We start from the raw sequence: 18,770 nt of genomic DNA, 5'->3' as shown, positions 1-18,770 counted from the left end.
GAATATAATGATTTTTAAAATTATTTCATAAAAAGGTAGTATGCTAGGGCAATAACAATTCATTAAATCGCTCATCATTTTTTATGTTATGCGTGCTGAAAATAATCAGGAATAACCTCTGCTATGAATAGTCAAATACCTCAGCAGGTTCAAGGACTCATTGAAGTCAAAAATCTGAGTTTCAAGCGAGGGGAACGAGTCATTTATGACGATGTTAGCCTAACAATCCGTCGTGGACAAGTAACCGCAATTATGGGTCCATCTGGGACTGGAAAGACAACATTATTGCGTTTGATTGGTGGTCAGCTTACTCCAGATCATGGAGAAATTTTGCTAGAAGGAAAAAATATTTCTACGATGTCACGTCAGGAGCTATTTGCTGCACGTGCACGTATGGGAATGCTTTTCCAAAGTGGTGCATTATTTACTGATATGTCTGTATATGAAAATGTGGCATTTCCAATTCGGGCACATACAAAATTATCCGAACATTTAATTACTGAACTGGTTGGATTGAAATTAGAAGCAGTGGGCTTAAGAGGAACAGAACAACTCATGCCGACAGAGTTATCTGGAGGAATGGGACGTCGCGTTGCTTTAGCTAGAGCGATTGCTTTAGACCCTGAACTGATTATGTATGATGAGCCATTTGCTGGACAAGATCCAATTGTAAAAGGGGTTTTAACACGTCTAATTCGCTCGTTAAGAGAAGCATTAGAGTTAACTACGGTTATTGTCTCACATGATGTTGCTGAAACTTTATCAATAGCAGACTATATTTATGTTGTTGCTGAAGGAAAAATTCAGGGCGAAGGTACACCCGCAGAATTAAAAGCACATGCAAATGCGTTTGTACAACAGTTCTTAACAGGCTCTGCGCATGGCCCTGTCGATTTTCAATTTAGTCATGATGCATATTTAAATAATGAGGTTCATCCATGAATGCAATCGCCCTCATTGGTCAGAGAGTTATAGAGCGAATTCGTGGGATTGGTGTTGCCACTCACATGCTTTTTCAGATTATTTTTTCTTTACCGACGTGGCTTGGTGTTAAATTATTTATTTATCAAATGTACCGTGTTGGAGTATTGTCTCTTTTAATTATTGTGGTTTCAGGTTTGTTTATTGGTGCGGTGCTTGGCTTGCAAATGTATAACATCTTGGTCACTTTTGGTAGTGAGTCAATGTTGGGTACAGCAGTTGCATTAACATTACTTCGAGAATTAGCACCTGTCGTTGCAGCATTATTATTTGCTGGGCGAGCAGGTTCTGCTTTGACTGCTGAAATTGGTTTAATGAAAGCCACTGAACAGTTAGCCAGCATGGAAATGATCGGTGTTGATCCGTTAAAACGTGTGATTTCTCCACGGTTATGGGCTGGTATTTTCAGTTTGCCAATGTTATCGATCATATTTGCCGCTGTGGGCATTATGGGGGGGAAGTTGGTTGGTGTAGATTTTCTTGGCGGTGATGAGGGTTCTTATTGGAGTGGCATCGAAAATAGTGCGCAGTTTTATCAAGATGTGTTTAATGGCACGATTATTAAAAGTTTAGTTTTTGCGCTTATTTGTACTTGGATTGCGGTATATCAAGGTTATGCCTGTGTGCCAACGTCTGAAGGTATTGCTACATCCACTACTCGAACAGTAGTGTATTCATCATTATGTGTTTTAGGTTCTGATTTTGTGTTGACTGCGGTCATGTTTGGAGGTGTTTAATGAAATCACGTGCAAGTGAAATGGCCGTCGGTATTTTTGTTATTCTGTTTGGTATTGCAATATTTTTCTTAGCGATGCGTGTGAGTGGTTTGGTTGGAAATAATATTCCCAATAGCTATGAAATGACAGCAACATTTGAAAATATTAATGGGATTAAACCGCGTGCAAAAGTTGCATTAAGTGGTGTTACGGTTGGTCAAGTAGATAGTATTAAACTTGATCCGGTTACTCGTTTAGCTACTGTTCATATGACTTTAAATGGAGATTTAACTTCATTTAATGCAGAGCAACTGAAACAAGTTCAACAAAATGCATTGGAAGAGTTAAAATATAGTTCAGAATATGAAAATGCGACTCCAGAACAACAAAAAGTAATGGAAAAGCAACTCATTGATAACATGAAATCCATCACTAACATTGACGATGATGCTTACATAATGGTAGCAACTAATGGTCTATTAGGTGAAAAGTATTTGAAAATTGTACCTGGTGGTGGTTTGAATTATTTGAAACCTGGCGAGCAAATTACCAATACACAAAGTACAATGGAAATAGAAGATTTGGTCACTAAGTTTATTACAGGTGGTTCTAATAAGACCCCAGAAAAAACTGAAGGTGATTCTCCCGCTAAATCAACAAATGGCGAAGTTTCGTTTGTTGAATAATTGATTGAGGCAGATTGAAGTGAACACTTTATTTAAACAAACGTTAACAGCTAGTGTTTTATCGACCATGATTGTGAGTACAGCTTTTGCTGCGCCAACAGAGGCACCACCTGTATTTGTAAAGCGTGTTGCAGATGGTTTAATTTCAAGTTTAAAAGCAAATCAGGCAAAGTTAAAAGCAAACCCTGCTGAAGCGCGAGCAATTATTCGCAATAACTTAGATCCATATATTGATTCGCAAGCTTTTACTCGTATTGTGATGGGCACTTATGCGACGAATCAATATAGTACCGCTGCTCAGCGTGCTCAGTTTGAAAAGAATTTTCGTGAAAGCTTGATTGAAAACTATGGTACGGCTTTTGCTAAGTTCACTAATCAAACTTATACATTACGTCCATATAAAGAAACAAACAGTAAAAATCCTGTTGTGACCATTGATTTTAATAACAATGGTGAAAAAATTCCTGTTTCTTTTCAGTTGATTGAAAAAGGAGATCAATGGAAGGTACGTAATATGAATGTATCGGGAATTGATTTGGGACTACAATTTCGTAATCAATTTGCTGCTAACGTAAAGCGTAATGGCAATAATATTGATAAAGCAATTGCAACATTTAAACCAGATGCAGATGCTGCAACGACAAAATAATAGGGATTGGTTGTGATTGAATTGATTGGTCAGGAATTACATGTTTCGGGAAAGATAGATTATGACAATGCTGAGGAATATTATCAGCAAGGTCTAATTGCTTTAAATAGTCATTTGAAATTTCCAATTGTGGTTAATTTATCGAAATTATTGCATGGAAGTACACTTGCTTTAGCTGTATTGATTCGTTTGTTACGTCAAACGCCAGATGCTAAAGGGTTAATATTTAAAGCCGTTCCTGAAAAGATGATGAAAATTATCCAAGCATGTCATCTTGAACATGATTTGCAATTAATCGTTTAAATAAAAAAGCACCAACAGGTGCTTTTTTAATTTATGCTAAGGTTAAATCCATTTTTTCCAACGGAAATAAATCATTGGGCCGATAAAGAAGGCAACAAGGATTGCACATACAATTAAAAAGCTTGTTGTACCATGAGCAAAAGGAAGTACTTCAGTATTCATACCATAAATACTGGCAATCAGCATGGGGGGGGCGAGCATACTTGGTAAAATTGAGAAGCGACGAATCGTATCGTTCTGTTCAGTATTAATAAATCCAGATGTGGTATCAAGCAAGAAACGTACTTTTTGGAATAAAAAGGCATCATGTTCAACCAGTGAGCGAACATCTTCACTTAACTCTCGAATATCACCATCATAAATATGGCTGCCTAGTGCACGTGGACGTGACAAAAAGGTGAGTACACGTCGTAAATCAATTAAACATAATTGTGCTTTTCCTAGAATATCTTCTAGCTGAGCAAGCCGCGTAATCATATCATCAAGGTCTAAAATTTGCTCACGATGACGATTATTTAGCACTTCTGTGGAGTATTTTTCAAGATCTCTGTGGATATCTTCTAAGATATCCGCAAGCTCATCCAGTTTAGCTTCTAGTAGTCCTAATAAAATCCATGTCGGTTCTTTATAGTCAATTTCATAATCATTACGTCGTGCACGTGCACGAAATGCACGAAATGCAACGAGTTTTTCCCCGCGCATAGTAAATAAACGATTTTTATGTAAAATAAATGCAACCGTTTGCACTGTGGCTAAGATTGAACTATCTTCAGAATTACCTTCGACTTGATAGTTTTTGTTTTTCGTTAAAAAATAAGTGCTAATATGTAAGATGCCATCATCATCACGATAAAACCGTGCCGAGGATGAAATATCTTCCAAAGACTTGAGCGTTGGAAGATCCTGATTATATGCGTCGAGTACCCATTGCTGTTCTTCATGTGAGGGAGCAATAAGGTCAATCCAAACAAGATCTTGATGTAAATCAAAACCCCCATTAATTGTGGTATCTTCTAAACTACCGCGCTCTGTGGCGTAAAAGGCTTCAAGCATTAGTCTTTTCTCCCTTGCGCAGTATGGGTAAGTAATGATGTGTGTATTTTAGACAAGGAACTGATTAAAAGCACTGTTTGAATCAGGATATTTCATAAAAAACCTTGCAAAACTTATATGTATTGTATGACATTTATATTACATGGTGAAAAAATGACAAATTCTATTGCTATATTTTGTGGTTCTGCCTTAGGAACAGATTCAGTTTTTTTGGAAGCTGCACAAAAAGTTGGAGAAACCATTGCTCAACAAGGTAAAACGTTGGTCTATGGCGGTGGACGTTCAGGCTTGATGGGCGTAGTCGCTGATAGTGCATTAAATGCAGGTGGTAAAGTGATTGGGGTTATTCCTGAAATTTTAGTGAATAAAGAACTCGCACATCCAGATTTAACAGAATTGTATGTCGTACAAAATATGCAAGAAAGAAAGATGAAGATGTCAGAGTTATCTGATGGATTTATTGCACTTCCTGGTGGAACAGGAACATTTGAAGAAATTTTTGAGCAATGGACATGGGCACAACTGGGTATACATTTGAAACCTTGTGCATTTTTAAATGTTGATGGTTTTTATGATGATTTAATTAGTTTTCTGCAGCGAGCAACCGAAAAAGGATTTACGCATTCACGATTTATGGAAACACTGCAGTACAGTTCTTCTATTGAAGAAATTCTCTATCAATTTGATCATTTTATTGCGCCAGAACCTAAATGGGGCATGGTCGAAAAACCAGAGATTGCCAACGTCTAATGAATGTGATTACTGTTGCTGCTGCAATTATTTTGAATGAACAAAATCAATTGTTAGTGGTTCGCAAGAAAAATACCGCATGCTTTATGCAGGTCGGTGGTAAGTTAGATGGTAATGAAACTGCTGAACAAGCAATGCTTCGAGAAATCTCTGAAGAAATTGGTGGTATTGCACAAATCAAATGTTTTGTTGGTCGTTATGAAACGCGTGCTGCGAATGAGCCAGATCATCTTTTAGTTAGTTATCTATATTTTATTCATTTCAATCAGACGCCACAAATTCAGGCGGAAATTGCAGAAATGAAATGGATTGATTTATCGGATGATCACACTTGCCTAGCTCCTTTAACACAGGACATTGTTATTCCTTGGGTAAAGCAACATTTAAAAGAGAATGTAGATGCTTGTTAGTCTGTACTAGCAATGGCACATGCATAAACATTTTGACAGCCCATCTGTTCTAGTTTTAATTTAAGCGCTAGAACAGAGCTTCCAGTAGTAACGACATCATCTAAAATGAGTACTCTGCGGTAAGGAAGCTGTTTTTGTGTCTTAATCATTTTAAATTGGTTTTGAATATTTTCAATTCGCTCAAAACGATCAAGCCCTTTTTGAGTATGTTGATGAATTCTTTCAATCGGTTGCCAAATCGGAATATTAAGTACTTTTCCAACGTGTTTTGCAATTTCTAAGGTCTGATTATAGCCACGCTCAATCAACCGAGCTTCTGAAATTGGCATGGGTACAATGGCCTGTACCTTGGGTAAAGGTAACTGTAAAATGAGCCCAGTTAATAAGTTTTGCCAGTGAAGTTGGTGTTCATATTTAAATTTTTGAATGACCCGATCTATAGGAAAATGATACTGACAAGCGATATAAAAAGAGATTTCTTGTTTGGTGATGACTTGATTCATCCAAGGCAGTTGCTCCCAACAATTTTGACAGATGGAATATTGATCTTGCTGATCTGTCCCACATAGCTGGCAAGGAAAAAAATGTTGAATCAAGTGTTGTGATTTTTTTAAAATATTAAACATAAGCGTACCGAGGTGCTTCTGGAAGCCAGCGTTTTAAGAGTGCTTCTGCATTTTTAGGATAATGGACTAATAATTGTTGTGCAACATAATGTGCTTGTCCTAGTAAATGATCATCGCGATCAAGTTTGGCAACACGAAAGTTCATATCTCCAGTTTGTTTGGTTCCTAAAATTTCCCCAGGACCTCGAATTTCTAAATCTTTTTCAGCAATCATAAAGCCATCATTGGTTTCACGCATAATACGTAAGCGTTCTTGACCATTTTGAGATAATGGGGTTTTGTATAAGAGCGCGCAAAAACTGGCTGTTGCACCACGTCCAACACGTCCTCTAAGTTGGTGTAACTGAGAGAGTCCTAAACGTTCAGCATTTTCAATAATCATAATTGAGGCATTGGGAACATCTACACCAACCTCGATCACGGTTGTTGCAATGAGTAACTGTAATTGATTATTTTTAAATTGCTGCATGATTGCTTGTTTATCATCTGATTTCATTTTGCCGTGGACTAAACCAGTCTGAAGATCAGGAAAGCGTTCTTTTATTTCATGATAAGTGGCTTCTGCTGCTTGGGCATCGAGCGTTTCAGATTCTTCAACCAAGGTGCATACCCAATAGGCCTGTTTGCCTTCCATACAGTTTTTTGCGATTCGTTGTAAAACTTCTTCTCTGCGGTCGAGAGGGATCGTAACGGTTTGAATTGGTGTTCTACCAGGAGGTAATTCATCAATAATCGAAGTATCTAAATCTCCATAAGCAGACATTGCCAATGTTCTAGGAATAGGCGTTGCAGTCATGACCAATTGATGAGGTGTCGTATGCTGCGTACCTTTGTTGCGTAATGCTAAACGTTGATCAACCCCAAAACGGTGCTGCTCATCAATAATGACTAAGCCAAGTTTATAAAACTCTATATTGTCTTGAAATAAAGCATGTGTTCCAATGACCAAATTGGCAGAGCCCGTTTTGATTTGTTGTTCTGCGATAAGACGTGCTTTACCTTTTTGTTTGCCTGATAACCAAGATACAGTTAAGCCCAAAGGTTCAAACCATTTTTTAAAATTAAGATAATGTTGTTCAGCTAAAATTTCTGTTGGTGCCATTAATGCAACTTGCCAGCCTTCTTCAAGCGCATGACAGGCAGCAATGCCTGCAACAAGTGTTTTTCCAGCACCCACATCGCCTTGAACTAAGCGAAGCATGGGCTTATTTTTTTGAAGATCTGCACTGATTTCTTGAGAGACTCGTTGTTGTGCGCCCGTCATTTTAAAGGGGAGGCTGTTTAACAGTGTCTGAGCATACGTTTGACTGGGTTGAAAGATTGGTGCTTCAATTTCTTGGATATAAGCACGTCGAGTAAGCAAACTCACTTGATGTGCCACAAGCTCTTCAAAAATCAAACGTTGCTGAGCAGGGTGTGAACCTTGCATCAATTGCGACATGTTGGCATTTACAGGAGGATGGTGAATATATTGCAAGGCTTCTTTTAATACAAAACCATTGGTAAATTTTTGAGGTAGCAGTTCAGGTAAGTCATCACTAAATTGAGTCAAAGCTTGCTGAATAAAATCGCGTAATTTAGCTTGTGTTAAGCCTTCTGTGCTGGGATAAATAGCCGTCAGCTGTGTTTTGGGTAAAGGTGTATGTTCACTAATGACTTGTAATTCTGGATGATAGAGCTCTAAGCCACGAGCACCAACACGGACTTCACCAAAAATACGAAGTCGTGAATGAATTTTTGTACGATCTGTAATGCCTTTATAAATATGATAGAAACGTAAAGTGACTTTAGCAAAATCATCTTCTAAAGCGACAGCCATTGATTTACGTTTTCCAGGTGGAAAATCAATGCCAGTGACAACTCCTTCCAACAAATAACTACGACCCACACTTAATTGGTTCATTGGAATGATCGTGCTACGATCTTCATAATCTCGTGGTAAATGAAAAAGTAAATCATCAGTCGTTAAGATATGAAGTTTTTCAAGTAGTGTTGCAGAGGCATTGCCAACGCCTTGCAATTGATGGACTGCAGCCATGTCCCCTCAACTCATCTGTGATTAGGTATTTAATGCATATTCTATTTATTGGTTATGGTAAAACATCTCAACGTGTTGCAAAACAATTATTTGAGTTAGGTTATCAACTTACCACAATCAGCCAAACTGCGAAAACAGATTTATATGCTAATCATCTGATTCAAAATATTAATCAACTTAATTTAACTAATATCAAACCAATAGATTGTGTATTTATTTTACTGGCACCGAATGAAGGAGGGATAGAGGCTTATCAAAAAACATATTTAGATTCCACTCAACCGATTATCAAAGCATTAAAACATCATCCACTTAAAAAATTAATTGTTGTGTCATCAACGCGCGTTTATGGTGAGAATAAAGGAGAGAGTATTGATGATGAATCGATGATTCAACCCATCGATGAACAAGGACAGATTTTATATGAAATGGAAAATACATATTTAAAGGCATTTCCGCAGCTATGTAGTATTGTTCGACCAACAGGAATTTATGGCTTGTCCGTTCAGCGCATGATAACACTCGCAGAAAAAACGGAAATATATCCGAATATTCATTGGTCAAATCGAATTCATATTGATGATTTAGCTCGGTTTTTAGTACATTTGCTTCACGTGGAACATATAAAGAAAACTTATATTTGTACAAATAATCGACCTATACCATTACATGAAATTGTACAGTGGTTTCAACAACAGTTAAATCTTCCTAAATTAGTCTTGGGAAATCAGCCATGTTCTGGAAAAAAAATATTTGCCCATAGAATGATAGACAGCGGATTTCAGCTCAAACATACAGATTGTTATCAAGATTATCTTGCATTACTAAAATGATTTTTAAATAGTTTGCAACTTCTCACTTAAAGAGAAGTTGCAGTTGTTATACTTATTTCTTCTTACGTTTTAAGCGGTGTTTTGCTTTCTGAGCTGCGAGCGCATCTAGCGCTTCTTTAAGTTCTTCATCTGTAAATGAAGTAATGTGTTGTAACATTTGTAATGTTACATCATCTAAAACTAAATTAGCATATTGCGCAACGCTCTTAAATTGTTCATCAAAAACAATGGCATTATTGTCATTTGTTCCAATATAACCTTGCTGAGTTAGCACTTTAATAAAGCTTTGGAATAACGATTTATCAAAAAATTCTGGTGAATTAAACTCATACAGTACAGATAAGCGTTGGCCAACCAAATGACTTAGTTCTTCCACTTGGCGTGTTGAGATATTGCCTGAACCACGTTGAGTGATCAATGCTAGAGTCATGTAGTAACGTTCCAAGCTTTGCATAACTGGTGCTGCAAGAACTGAAAGTTGATTATGGTCTTCACTATTTGGAATAGGGCAAAGTAGATTATCTTCGTGATCAACGCCAATGAGTTTGGCATCTAATAAAGCTTGGGTGTATGACTCAATGAGTGGTCTTAATTCTTGTTGATCCCACTTCAAGAAGAGTTCAGCTTTTAAGAACGGATAAAGCGTTGTGATAACGTTGCTCATATCCTTTGGTTTAATGACCGCATTATGTTTAACCAGTGCAGCAATTAAAGAAGGAAGAATAAATGCATGTAGAATGTTGTTGCGGAAATAAGTGAGAAGAATAGCTTGTCCTTCTTCTATCGCAATAATATCGCCTAATACATGATGTACCCGTTTAATCAGTTTAAGTTTTAGTCCGTATTCAATAATCTCTTTACCAGACAAAGGCGTCACTTGAGTGCGAGAGTCATAAGGTAATTTGGTAAGTAAGTTGCGATAAGTATCTAATTGCTTAGTACATATTTCTTCATCTAAAGTATGTTTTGGTGTTGCCAGTAGGATTAAAGATAATAATGAAACTGGATTAATTACCGCAGCGCGATTTATATTTTCTAAAATAGCATGTGCAGAACTATCTACAGCACTTGAAACTTCTTTTGGAATTGCATCGTCATTTTTATTGAGCTCAATATTCTCAGCCCCATGTTTTTTTAGCATGTCGTCTAGAAAAACAGGTTCACCAAAATTCACATGAACTTTACCAAATATGCGCTCAATTTTGCGTAAGGTTTTAAGAATACCTAGAATGGATTCAGCTTCTTTGGGCTTACCATTCATTTCGCCGACATAAGTCGAACCTTCCATTAAGCGTTCATAACCGATATAGGTTGGAATGAACACGATTGGTTTGGCACGACCACGTAAATGACTATGAACCGTCATCGCAAGCATACCCGTTTTCGGTGGAAGTAAGCGCCCAGTGCGTGAACGACCACCTTCAATAAAATATTCTAAAGGTGTGTTTCGAGATAGGATGCTATATAAATACTCTTTAAATACAGTGGTGTAAAGTGCATTGCCACGGAATGTTCTACGAATAAAGAATGCACCACCACCGCGGAGTATTTGTCCGACAACAGGCATATTTAAATTATCGCCAGCAGCAATATAAGGCACCATTAAGCCACGACGATATATGACGTAGGATAAAAGTAAATAATCGATATGACTACGATGGCAAGGGGTATAGATAATTTCATAATCTTTAGCGAGTTCGCGAACGGTACTAAAGTTATGTACTTCAACGCCATCGTATAGTTGTGTCCATAAACGCGTTAAAGCTTGAGATGCGAAACGAACGGTAGAATGAGAATAGTCTGAAACGATTTCATTTAAACAGCTAATGGCACGCTTTTCGGCTTCTGTAATACTGATTTTGCTACGAATACTTTCATTACGAATGGCGGCTTGCACATCGGCAGATTTAATCAAAGAATGCATAACATTACGACGATCTGAAAGGTCTGGCCCAAGTACAATTTCACGTTGATTATCTAAATAACTATTTAGTGTTGTAATGATATAAGTCGCAGGTGAAAGATTGGGGTGTGTTGTTTTTGCATAGTCAATCAAAGCACGTAATGATTGTGAGGGATGAAATTCTAAATAGGTTTGGCGACCGTGCAAGCCAATATTAACTAATTGTTTGAGAGTACCAGGTGTTGACCACGTATCGGTGAGTAAAAGCTTTAAGAGAGAATCTTCTTTGTCTGGAGAACGCCCCCACAAAATGGTGACTGGAACTAATTCAATATCTAGCTCTGGATGTTTGTCTAAAAATTCAACCAGTCTGATTAAGCGAGGTGGTAGCGTTTGTGATGTTGTGGAAAGTAAGTTGTTGTCTTGGTTATGTTGTAAAAATAAAATAGAAACTTTTTCGGTGTGTTCACCAATAACTAGTGGGCTTAGTGCTGGTGTTAAATTTAGTTTTTGTGTTTCGCCATCAACTAGTAGAGCATTACTACGAGAATGATTTTGCAAAACATAACAAACCACTTTTTTTCTTTCAGTTGTGCCCGTTTCTGTTTGAGTAGAGAGCTCTTTCGGTACTTCACCAAGAACTTGTGGATTGACCACGAGGTCAAGAAGCTTACCTGAAAGCTTACGATACATTTGACCAAAACCACGCTTGGACATAAGAACTCCTACTAGCGTTATTGCAAATATGAAAAAAGAAAAATGATAGTATTTTGCAGAAAACTAAGCAAAAACAATATGTCATTTTTTTGAAAAGAAACCGATATTGTCAGCATTTTGAGCAAAAAAGCAATTTTTTAGCAGGAATTATACAAAATCAAGTGCTGTATTAACGTCTATAACTTTAGTGTTATGGTTGGTTTTATGGCAAAATTAGAGAATAATTGGATGATTTATCATTTTTAGATGTCGTAAAAGGTTTCTCATGAATACATTAACTCAGGAACTCGTTGAGCTACTTAGTTTAGAAAAACTCGAAGAAAATATTTTTCGTGGTCAAAGTAAAAAGATTGTAGGAAAACGTGTTTTTGGTGGACAAGTATTAGGGCAAGCATTAAGAGCGGCATCTTATACCACAGATCGCCCAGCCCATTCTTTACATGCATATTTCTTATTTGGTGGCGATGCCAATGCCCCGATTGTCTATGAAGTTGACCGTATTCGTGATGGAAAAAGTTTTATCAGTCGGCAAGTTCGTGCAATTCAACATGGTCGTACTATTTTTATTGCAATGGTTTCCTTTACCCAATCTGAAGAAGGTTTAAATTATCAAGTTGCTGAACCAGAATATCCAGCACCTGAAGATTTAAAAAATGAAGCTGAGTTAAAAAAACAATTGGTTGATTTTGTACCTGAAAATGTACGTGCAAGCTTTATGCATGATCGTTTAGTTGAAATCAAACCAGTTATGCCTGTAAATCCATTCACACCTCAACCAGAAGCACCAGCCTATGCACATTATGTAAAAACGCATCAGAAAATATCGCAGGATGTTGATGAGCTGGTATTACATCAAGCAATTGCAGCATTTTTTTCCGATTTTACATTAATGGCAACTGCACTTCGCCCACATGGTTTAAGTTATATGTCTCCAAACTTACAATGTGCAAGTTTAGATCATACGATTTATTTTCATAAGCCATTCCGTGTGGACGAATATATGCTTTATGATATGGATGCAACGGTTAGTACGAGTGCGAGAGGACTCAATTTCGGGCGTATGTGGCAAAATGGTGAATTAGTTTGTAGTACAATACAAGAAGGTTTGATGCGTTTAAGAGAAATTGAGACGCAATAAAATTTAAAATAATGCTTAAAATAGATTGATTAAAACAATAGTCGAATAAAAATATTCGACTATTTTTATTTGAATTCGGATTAAATTTTAAAGCGCATTTAAGTGAATTTTAATCTCAGAAATTTAACACTTCAATGTTTGAAGGTTGTATACAATTAATAGGAATTTAATATTATTAGATATCTATATGACAAAATAGTACTCGATTCTCTATGCACCTCGTGGCATATTGTTGCCCAATAATGGACAGATAAAAGTCATTCGAGATGAGCTTAAATACTCAAATTCTAATAGCTGCAATTTTAGGTGTTATTTTCGGATTAATTCTCAATATTTATCCAGAAACAGAATTCTTTAACGCAAGTTTATATGGTTTAAATATTGCGAGTAGTATTTTTATTGGTTTATTAAAAATGCTACTTGTACCGTTAATTTTTAGCTCAATTGTCGTAGGTGTTTCAAATTTACAAGCCACAGGACAGCTTAATCGGGTATGGAAAATTACCTTGGCTTGCTGTGTAACCACTACCATTTTGGCACTGATTTTAGGTATTGGTTGTGCCCATTTGTTTAATGTGGGTAAAGGCGTTGATATTGTCATGTTCCAAGAGTCCATGAATAACTATAAAACCCCTGACACACTTACGCCATCTTCATTCTTTACCAATTTCATTCAAAATACATTAATCAACCCGTTTAAAGCATTCTCTGATGGTAATGTTTTAGCGGTTGTAGTTTTTGCACTTTTGGTGGGAGTTGCATTGGTTAAAGGTGGTGATAAGTTCATTACGGTGAAAAAACTGAGTCAGCAATTTTTTGATATTATGATGTTGATGATTGGCTGGGTCATGAAACTTGCGCCACTTGGAATTTTGGCACTTTTGGCGAAGTTAGTTGCAACAGAAGATATTTCTGTATTAAGCCGTTTGGCTGAATTTGCAGTGGTTGTGACTGGAACTACCATTTTTCATGGGGCAGTGGTTTTACCTTTGTTGCTGTGGATTTTTGGACGTATGAATCCAATTACCTTCTTTAAGGGGACTCGAGCTGCATTAATTACGGCATTTGCAACCAGTTCAAGTTCGGCAACTATGCCACTATCCATGAAATGCACGCAAGAAAATTTAGGCGTGCGTCCACAGACTGTTGGTTTTGTTATTCCGTTAGGAACTCAGCTTAATATGGATGGAACGGCATTATATGAAGCTGCGGCAGCATTATTCATTGCTAATTTGATGGGACTTGATTTAACGCTGGGGCAACAACTGATTGTATGTTTAACTGCAATGATTGCTTCATTGGGTGCGCCAGGTATTCCAAGTGCAGGTATGGTGACCATGATTATGGTATTACAATCGGTAGGCTTACCAGCAGAAGCAATTGCGATCTTACTTCCAATTGATCGATTGCTTGATACTGTTCGAACCGTTGTGAATGTACAAGGCGATATGATGATCAGTGTAGTTGTTGATCGTTATACTCGAGGGGATGATGATTCATCTGTAGTCTCAACTTGATAGATTGTAGAATAAATAAAGCAGGCATAAAGCCTGCTTTGTTCATTTTTGGATTAAGTTTTTAATTTAATCTTGTTTTAGTTCTGAAGAGATCTCTGAAGATTCATCAATTTCGCTTTCAATGTCCGAGTCATCAGCAAATTCAATGCTCGCTAAATCAATACCTGCAAGTAAGTTGCTTTGTAAGTTTTCTTCATTTGAAGAATCTAAGGCATTGTCTTGATCAAGAACAAAATTTAAACGTCCAGCCATTACACTCGCAAGCTCTTCCAATCCTTGTTTATTGAGTGAAGAGAAGAGTTGAATCGAAAACTGAAGTTTCATTTTCTTTAATTGAACTTTGACTTCTTGTAACACTTTTGAGGCTGGACCTCGGTTTAATTTATCTGATTTCGTTAGAAGTACATGTACGAATAAATTTCGAGAATATGCCCACTCTAGCATCATGACATCAAAGTGCTGTAATGGATGGCGAATATCCATGAGCAAAACTAAACCTTGTAGGCTTTTACGGTGAATTAAATAATTTTCTAATTCTTTTTGCCATACCAGTTTCATTGCTTCAGGTACGGCAGCATAACCATAACCAGGAAGGTCAACTAAGCGTTGATCTGGATTACCTAAACTAAAAAAGTTAATCATTTGCGTACGGCCAGGCCTTTTAGATGCACGAGCCAATTGTTTTTGATTTGTTAGTGCATTAATCGCACTAGACTTCCCTGCATTAGAACGACCCGCAAATGCAACTTCGTATCCTGTGTCTTCAACACATAAATTAAGTTTTGGTGCGCTCATGAGGAACTCTGCTTTACGCAACCAATTTAATGCGCGAACAGAGTACTCAGTAATTGCAGGATCCATTTCTTTTTCATAAGAGATCTTTTGTTTAGGCGTATTCGCTGCTTTACTGTTTTTCGATTTGCCTCTGTTTGGATGCATAACTTAACTTCAATTTATATTCTACAAACTTCTATTATAAATGAAGTCGCCTAAGCAAGCGAATATTGAACAGAAAAGAGTATTAAAGATTAACTAAATTAATCAATAAAGGAGAGTTAGGGGGGCTTGAAGGTGCTAATACGTCACTTAATGTGTACTGATCTAGGTAGATATAAAATTGTTCAAGTGCTTGGTCTAAAATCCCTTTTAATCCACATTGACCACGAAATACACACGGCGGTGTATTGCATTCAACAATGGCAGTTTCACCTTGTAAAGTACGAACAATTTGCCCTAATTTTAATTGCTGTGCTGCGGGATTGAGTTGAATTCCACCACCTTTACCGCGCGTGGTAATAAGTAGGTTTTGTTTTCCCATGAAATGTACAATTTTAACGAGATGATTTTGTGAAACTTGTAAAGCTTGAGCAATTTCGGCAATGGTGTAGGGAGTTTTTCTAGGTTGCGCAATATACATCAAAATCCGTAAAGCGTAGTCGGTAAATTTATTTAGCTGCATGACAATATTGATGTTGTAAAGATGACAAAACTAAGGTTAGTTTAGCATAACTAAACTAACCTGCTTACCATTTCAGTAGGCTTAAGATCGTTAGTGCTGAACACCACCAGTACCAAACGCTTCACTGTAGATATTTTCAGCGGGAATACCAAGCGCAATTAGCTTTTTATGTTGTTCAGCCATAAATGGTATTGGTCCACAGAGATAATAATCTGCTTGTGGAGAGAGTAAAGTGCTATCAATGGCACTTAGATCTAAACGACCAGATAGGTCATAATCCTTACCATGTTGATCATTTCCATAAGGATGCTCATACGCAGTAACTGTTTTAAGATTTGTGTACTTCTCTTTTAAATCATGAATATGTTGTTTCATTGCATGAACAAGTTTACTTCGACAGGCATGAATAAACGTGACAGGTTGAGGAATATCTTGTGTGACGAGTTGATTGAGCATTGCAACCATTGGTGTTAATCCAACACCACCACTAATAAATACGTTTGGTTTATTTTGATTGACTAAGAAGAAGTTACCAGTCGGTGCAGATACTTCAATTTCTGCACCTTCATTTAGATTGTGAAGCGTATTTGAAACCCAACCAGCAACGAGATCATCTTTTTGATCTTCGCGCTTAACTGAAATTCGAAGATAGTCAGTTTGCGAGCTGGTAGATAATGTATATTGGCGCGGTTGTTTCAAACCGAGTTCTTCAACAAATACACGTACTGAAATGTATTGACCTGCCTCATATTGAGGTAAATCTCCACCATCTGTAGGTTGTAGGTAAAATGAAGTAATTTCACTGCTTTCTTGTATTTTTTTCGCAATTTTAAAATGACGCCATCCCAACCAACTGCCCTTGGTTTGTTGGTGTTGATCATAAATGGTTTTTTCTGTGGTAATAAATAAATCTGCTAATTGTCCATATGCTTGCGCCCAAGCATCGATGAGTGGATCTTCCATCGAGATATTCAGAACTTCACTGATCGAGCGCAGTAGGTTTTCTCCAACAATACTGTAATCGGGTGCTTGAATATTTAAACTAACATGCTTGTGAGCAATAAGCTCCACAACTGGAAGAAGTACAGATGGGTCTTCAATATTTTCAGCATATGCCAAAACTGCATTTGCTAATGCCTGAGCTTGAGCGCCACTACGTTGATGTCCCATATTAAATGTTTCTTTTAAATCTGGGTTATTGCTGAGCATTCGATTATAAAAATAACTCGTTAAGGCAACTCCATTTTCACGTAGAACAGGAACAGTAGCTTTTACAAGATCAATTTGTTGTGGATTCATAATAGATGTCTCATACTTGTTATTTATAACATGTATTTAAAATACATGTTATAAGATGTATTTGCAATACATGTTATAAAAATGGCATAAAAAATGTGAAATATGAGCTTGTTTCATCGCTGAAAACTTGAAAAATTTAAGCGAAGTTGCGCTATTTTTTCCCAAATAATGAGCCAAGTAATCCACGGATAATTTTTTGTCCAGTACTGCCACCTAAGCTTCTCGCGGCACTTTTAGCAAAAGTACCAACAATATCTTGGGTGAGTTTTTCTCGTTGTTTTGCATTACGTTCAGTTTCTTTCTGTTGTTCACGTACTAAGCGTTCTTGTTCTTTGGCTTGAATTTTATCTTGTTCTTCTTGAATTGTTTGCTGTTGCAGTTCAGTGGCTTTTATTTGCAAGCATTCAAAAGCACTTTCACGATCAATTGTCGTTTCATACACGCCAGCAATAACACTGTGTTGAATCAGGTGTTGACGTTGTTCTGGATAGATGGGGGTGAATGATGAATAAGGGGGTAATATCCATCCTCGCTCCACAACTTGAGGAATGCCTTGTTCGTCTAAGCAGCTAATGAGTGCTTCACCAACAGCGAGTTCGGTAATCACTTGGTCAATTTTAAACTCGGGGTTTGCACGAAAGGTTTCAGCGGCTGTTTTTACTGCTTTTTGATCTTTTGGGGTAAATGCACGTAAGGCGTGTTGTATGCGATTACCAAGCTGTCCTAATACACTTTCAGGTAAGTCGAGAGGGCTTTGGGTAACGAAATAAATGCCCACGCCTTTTGAACGAATAAGACGAACAACTTGCTCAATTTTTTGTTGTAAGGCGGAGCTTGCATTGTCAAAAAGTAAGTGGGCTTCATCAAAAAAGAACACTAATTTAGGTTGATCAATATCGCCAACTTCCGGAAGTTGTTCAAAGAGTTCAGACAGCATCCATAATAAAAATGTTGCATAAAGTTTTGGGGTATTCATTAACTTATCGGCAGCTAAGATGTTGATTACCCCACGACCTTGAGGATCTGTTTGAATGAAATCAAGAATATTGAGTGCGGGTTCTCCAAAAAACTGAGCGCCACCTTGATCTGCTAAAGCAAGTAAATTACGTTGAATTGCACCTAGGCTGGCAGGGGAGAGATTGCCGTATTCAGTTTTAAATTTGGCGGTATTTTCACTGACATACGTCAACATTGCTTTTAAATCTTTAAAATCAATGAGCAATAGGCCTTGATCATCTGCAATTCGAAAGACAGCAGATAACACGCCTTCTTGAGTGTCATTTAAATTTAAAATTCGTGAAAGCAAAAGAGGGCCAATCTCTGAGATTGTGGTTCGAATAGGGTGACCTTGTTCAGCAAAAAGGTCCCAAAAAACCACAGGTGAAGCAGTAAATGGAATAGAATCAATATTGAGTTTTTTTAGTCGATCTTCAAATTTTGTACTGCTTTCCCCTGCCTGAGCAAGACTAGAAACATCTCCTTTTGCATCTGCAAGAAAAACGGGAACACCAAGCCTAGAAAAGCTTTCCGCTAGTACTTTTAAAGTGACAGTTTTTCCTGTACCTGTAGCCCCTGCGATTAAGCCATGTCGGTTTGCAAACTCAGAATGTAAAGTAATATTTTTAGTTGTATCTACAGCATTTTTTGCAATGATAATTGGTGTTCCCATCGCGATATCCTCGTCATTTTAAT

General features: G+C 37.3%; 18 protein-coding genes. 10 read left to right on the top strand and 8 right to left on the bottom strand.

Going from position 1 to position 18,770, the window contains the following annotated elements:
- Nucleotides 1–123 precede the first annotated feature (123 nt).
- The 5 genes from B9T31_RS00295 to B9T31_RS00275 are packed head-to-tail and all read left to right on the top strand — an operon-like array spanning nucleotide 124 to nucleotide 3,335.
- The gene (locus B9T31_RS00295; protein ID WP_086179974.1) at nucleotides 124–942 is read left to right on the top strand and encodes an ABC transporter ATP-binding protein; all 819 of its coding nucleotides are present in this window, start codon (nucleotides 124–126) and stop codon (nucleotides 940–942) included.
- On the top strand, nucleotides 939–1,718 hold the full coding sequence (gene mlaE / locus B9T31_RS00290; RefSeq protein WP_086179973.1) for a lipid asymmetry maintenance ABC transporter permease subunit MlaE: 780 nt from the start codon (nucleotides 939–941) through the stop codon (nucleotides 1,716–1,718). Before B9T31_RS00295 ends, mlaE begins: the two co-directional genes overlap by 4 nt.
- The gene (locus B9T31_RS00285; RefSeq protein WP_086179972.1) at nucleotides 1,718–2,383 is read left to right on the top strand and encodes an outer membrane lipid asymmetry maintenance protein MlaD; all 666 of its coding nucleotides are present in this window, start codon (nucleotides 1,718–1,720) and stop codon (nucleotides 2,381–2,383) included. The genes mlaE and B9T31_RS00285 overlap by 1 nt, the downstream gene beginning before the upstream one ends.
- A gap of 19 nt (nucleotides 2,384–2,402) precedes the next feature.
- Nucleotides 2,403–3,032, top strand: a complete 630-nt coding sequence (locus B9T31_RS00280; RefSeq protein ID WP_086179971.1) for an MlaC/ttg2D family ABC transporter substrate-binding protein — start codon at nucleotides 2,403–2,405, stop codon at nucleotides 3,030–3,032.
- Between the two features lie 12 nt (nucleotides 3,033–3,044).
- The gene (locus tag B9T31_RS00275) at nucleotides 3,045–3,335 is read left to right on the top strand and encodes an STAS domain-containing protein (RefSeq protein WP_086179970.1); all 291 of its coding nucleotides are present in this window, start codon (nucleotides 3,045–3,047) and stop codon (nucleotides 3,333–3,335) included.
- A 42-nt stretch (nucleotides 3,336–3,377) separates the two neighbouring features.
- Here the strand turns inward: B9T31_RS00275 and B9T31_RS00270 are convergent, their stop codons facing one another.
- A complete protein-coding gene (locus tag B9T31_RS00270) occupies nucleotides 3,378–4,388 on the bottom strand; it encodes a magnesium and cobalt transport protein CorA (RefSeq protein ID WP_086179969.1) in 1,011 nt (336 codons plus the stop codon).
- A gap of 153 nt (nucleotides 4,389–4,541) precedes the next feature.
- On the opposite strand from B9T31_RS00270, the gene B9T31_RS00265 reads away from it, so the two are divergent.
- The gene (locus B9T31_RS00265; protein WP_086180366.1) at nucleotides 4,542–5,138 is read left to right on the top strand and encodes a TIGR00730 family Rossman fold protein; all 597 of its coding nucleotides are present in this window, start codon (nucleotides 4,542–4,544) and stop codon (nucleotides 5,136–5,138) included.
- The gene (locus B9T31_RS00260; RefSeq protein WP_086179968.1) at nucleotides 5,138–5,548 is read left to right on the top strand and encodes an NUDIX hydrolase; all 411 of its coding nucleotides are present in this window, start codon (nucleotides 5,138–5,140) and stop codon (nucleotides 5,546–5,548) included. The genes B9T31_RS00265 and B9T31_RS00260 overlap by 1 nt, the downstream gene beginning before the upstream one ends.
- Here B9T31_RS00260 and B9T31_RS00255 read toward each other — a convergent pair.
- Nucleotides 5,545–6,174 (bottom strand): ComF family protein, encoded by a 630-nt coding sequence (locus tag B9T31_RS00255; protein ID WP_086179967.1) that lies wholly within the window; start codon nucleotides 6,172–6,174, stop codon nucleotides 5,545–5,547. The genes B9T31_RS00260 and B9T31_RS00255 overlap by 4 nt on opposite strands.
- Nucleotides 6,167–8,212, bottom strand: a complete 2,046-nt coding sequence (recG, locus tag B9T31_RS00250; protein WP_086179966.1) for an ATP-dependent DNA helicase RecG — start codon at nucleotides 8,210–8,212, stop codon at nucleotides 6,167–6,169. The genes B9T31_RS00255 and recG overlap by 8 nt, the downstream gene beginning before the upstream one ends.
- Before the next feature lie 32 nt (nucleotides 8,213–8,244).
- On the opposite strand from recG, the gene B9T31_RS00245 reads away from it, so the two are divergent.
- Nucleotides 8,245–9,045 (top strand): NAD-dependent epimerase/dehydratase family protein, encoded by an 801-nt coding sequence (locus B9T31_RS00245; RefSeq protein WP_086179965.1) that lies wholly within the window; start codon nucleotides 8,245–8,247, stop codon nucleotides 9,043–9,045.
- A 52-nt stretch (nucleotides 9,046–9,097) separates the two neighbouring features.
- Here B9T31_RS00245 and plsB read toward each other — a convergent pair whose 3' ends face one another.
- Nucleotides 9,098–11,665 carry a glycerol-3-phosphate 1-O-acyltransferase PlsB gene (gene plsB / locus B9T31_RS00240; protein ID WP_086179964.1) on the bottom strand — a complete coding sequence of 856 codons (2,568 nt, stop codon included), beginning with the start codon at nucleotides 11,663–11,665 and terminating at the stop codon, nucleotides 9,098–9,100.
- Nucleotides 11,666–11,930: 265 nt separating this feature from the next.
- Between plsB and B9T31_RS00235 the strand changes: the two genes are divergently transcribed.
- Nucleotides 11,931–12,803: an acyl-CoA thioesterase gene (locus B9T31_RS00235; protein WP_086179963.1), complete on the top strand. Its 873-nt coding sequence runs from the start codon at nucleotides 11,931–11,933 to the stop codon at nucleotides 12,801–12,803.
- Between the two features lie 266 nt (nucleotides 12,804–13,069).
- Nucleotides 13,070–14,320 (top strand): dicarboxylate/amino acid:cation symporter, encoded by a 1,251-nt coding sequence (locus B9T31_RS00230; RefSeq protein WP_086179962.1) that lies wholly within the window; start codon nucleotides 13,070–13,072, stop codon nucleotides 14,318–14,320.
- A 66-nt stretch (nucleotides 14,321–14,386) separates the two neighbouring features.
- On the opposite strand, the gene yihA is transcribed toward B9T31_RS00230, so the two are convergent.
- The 4 genes from yihA to B9T31_RS00210 all read right to left on the bottom strand — a co-directional run bounded on the left by yihA (nucleotide 14,387) and on the right by B9T31_RS00210 (nucleotide 18,747).
- Nucleotides 14,387–15,259, bottom strand: coding sequence for a ribosome biogenesis GTP-binding protein YihA/YsxC (gene yihA / locus B9T31_RS00225; protein ID WP_086179961.1), 873 nt, complete (start codon nucleotides 15,257–15,259; stop codon nucleotides 14,387–14,389).
- An 82-nt stretch (nucleotides 15,260–15,341) separates the two neighbouring features.
- A complete protein-coding gene (locus tag B9T31_RS00220; protein ID WP_086179960.1) occupies nucleotides 15,342–15,779 on the bottom strand; it encodes an RrF2 family transcriptional regulator in 438 nt (145 codons plus the stop codon).
- A gap of 90 nt (nucleotides 15,780–15,869) precedes the next feature.
- On the bottom strand, nucleotides 15,870–17,078 hold the full coding sequence (gene hmpA, locus B9T31_RS00215) for an NO-inducible flavohemoprotein (RefSeq protein WP_086179959.1): 1,209 nt from the start codon (nucleotides 17,076–17,078) through the stop codon (nucleotides 15,870–15,872).
- A gap of 151 nt (nucleotides 17,079–17,229) precedes the next feature.
- Nucleotides 17,230–18,747 (bottom strand): helicase HerA-like domain-containing protein, encoded by a 1,518-nt coding sequence (locus B9T31_RS00210; RefSeq protein WP_086179958.1) that lies wholly within the window; start codon nucleotides 18,745–18,747, stop codon nucleotides 17,230–17,232.
- Between the last annotated feature and the right edge of the window lie 23 nt (nucleotides 18,748–18,770).

It is taken from the genome of Acinetobacter sp. ANC 4558, assembly GCF_002135375.1.
Classification (GTDB): Bacteria; Pseudomonadota; Gammaproteobacteria; order Pseudomonadales; family Moraxellaceae; genus Acinetobacter.
Note: the sequence above shows the minus strand (reverse complement) of the source record. Positions and strands in the feature narration are given on the sequence as shown.

Bases quoted from the DNA above. Each gene is read 5' to 3' on its own strand.
- B9T31_RS00270 (WP_086179969.1), bottom strand. From the start codon at position 4,388: ATGCTTGAAGCCTTTTACGCCACAGAGCGCGGTAGTTTAGAAGATACC.
- B9T31_RS00230 (WP_086179962.1), top strand. From the start codon at position 13,070: ATGAGCTTAAATACTCAAATTCTAATAGCTGCAATTTTAGGTGTTATT.
- B9T31_RS00220 (WP_086179960.1), bottom strand. From the start codon at position 15,779: ATGCAGCTAAATAAATTTACCGACTACGCTTTACGGATTTTGATGTAT.
- hmpA (WP_086179959.1), bottom strand. From the start codon at position 17,078: ATGAATCCACAACAAATTGATCTTGTAAAAGCTACTGTTCCTGTTCTA.
- recG (WP_086179966.1), bottom strand. From the start codon at position 8,212: ATGGCTGCAGTCCATCAATTGCAAGGCGTTGGCAATGCCTCTGCAACA.
- B9T31_RS00255 (WP_086179967.1), bottom strand. From the start codon at position 6,174: ATGTTTAATATTTTAAAAAAATCACAACACTTGATTCAACATTTTTTT.
- plsB (WP_086179964.1), bottom strand. From the start codon at position 11,665: ATGTCCAAGCGTGGTTTTGGTCAAATGTATCGTAAGCTTTCAGGTAAG.
- B9T31_RS00235 (WP_086179963.1), top strand. From the start codon at position 11,931: ATGAATACATTAACTCAGGAACTCGTTGAGCTACTTAGTTTAGAAAAA.
- B9T31_RS00295 (WP_086179974.1), top strand. From the start codon at position 124: ATGAATAGTCAAATACCTCAGCAGGTTCAAGGACTCATTGAAGTCAAA.
- B9T31_RS00265 (WP_086180366.1), top strand. From the start codon at position 4,542: ATGACAAATTCTATTGCTATATTTTGTGGTTCTGCCTTAGGAACAGAT.
- B9T31_RS00285 (WP_086179972.1), top strand. From the start codon at position 1,718: ATGAAATCACGTGCAAGTGAAATGGCCGTCGGTATTTTTGTTATTCTG.
- B9T31_RS00210 (WP_086179958.1), bottom strand. From the start codon at position 18,747: ATGGGAACACCAATTATCATTGCAAAAAATGCTGTAGATACAACTAAA.
- B9T31_RS00260 (WP_086179968.1), top strand. From the start codon at position 5,138: ATGAATGTGATTACTGTTGCTGCTGCAATTATTTTGAATGAACAAAAT.
- mlaE (WP_086179973.1), top strand. From the start codon at position 939: ATGAATGCAATCGCCCTCATTGGTCAGAGAGTTATAGAGCGAATTCGT.
- yihA (WP_086179961.1), bottom strand. From the start codon at position 15,259: ATGCATCCAAACAGAGGCAAATCGAAAAACAGTAAAGCAGCGAATACG.
- B9T31_RS00245 (WP_086179965.1), top strand. From the start codon at position 8,245: ATGCATATTCTATTTATTGGTTATGGTAAAACATCTCAACGTGTTGCA.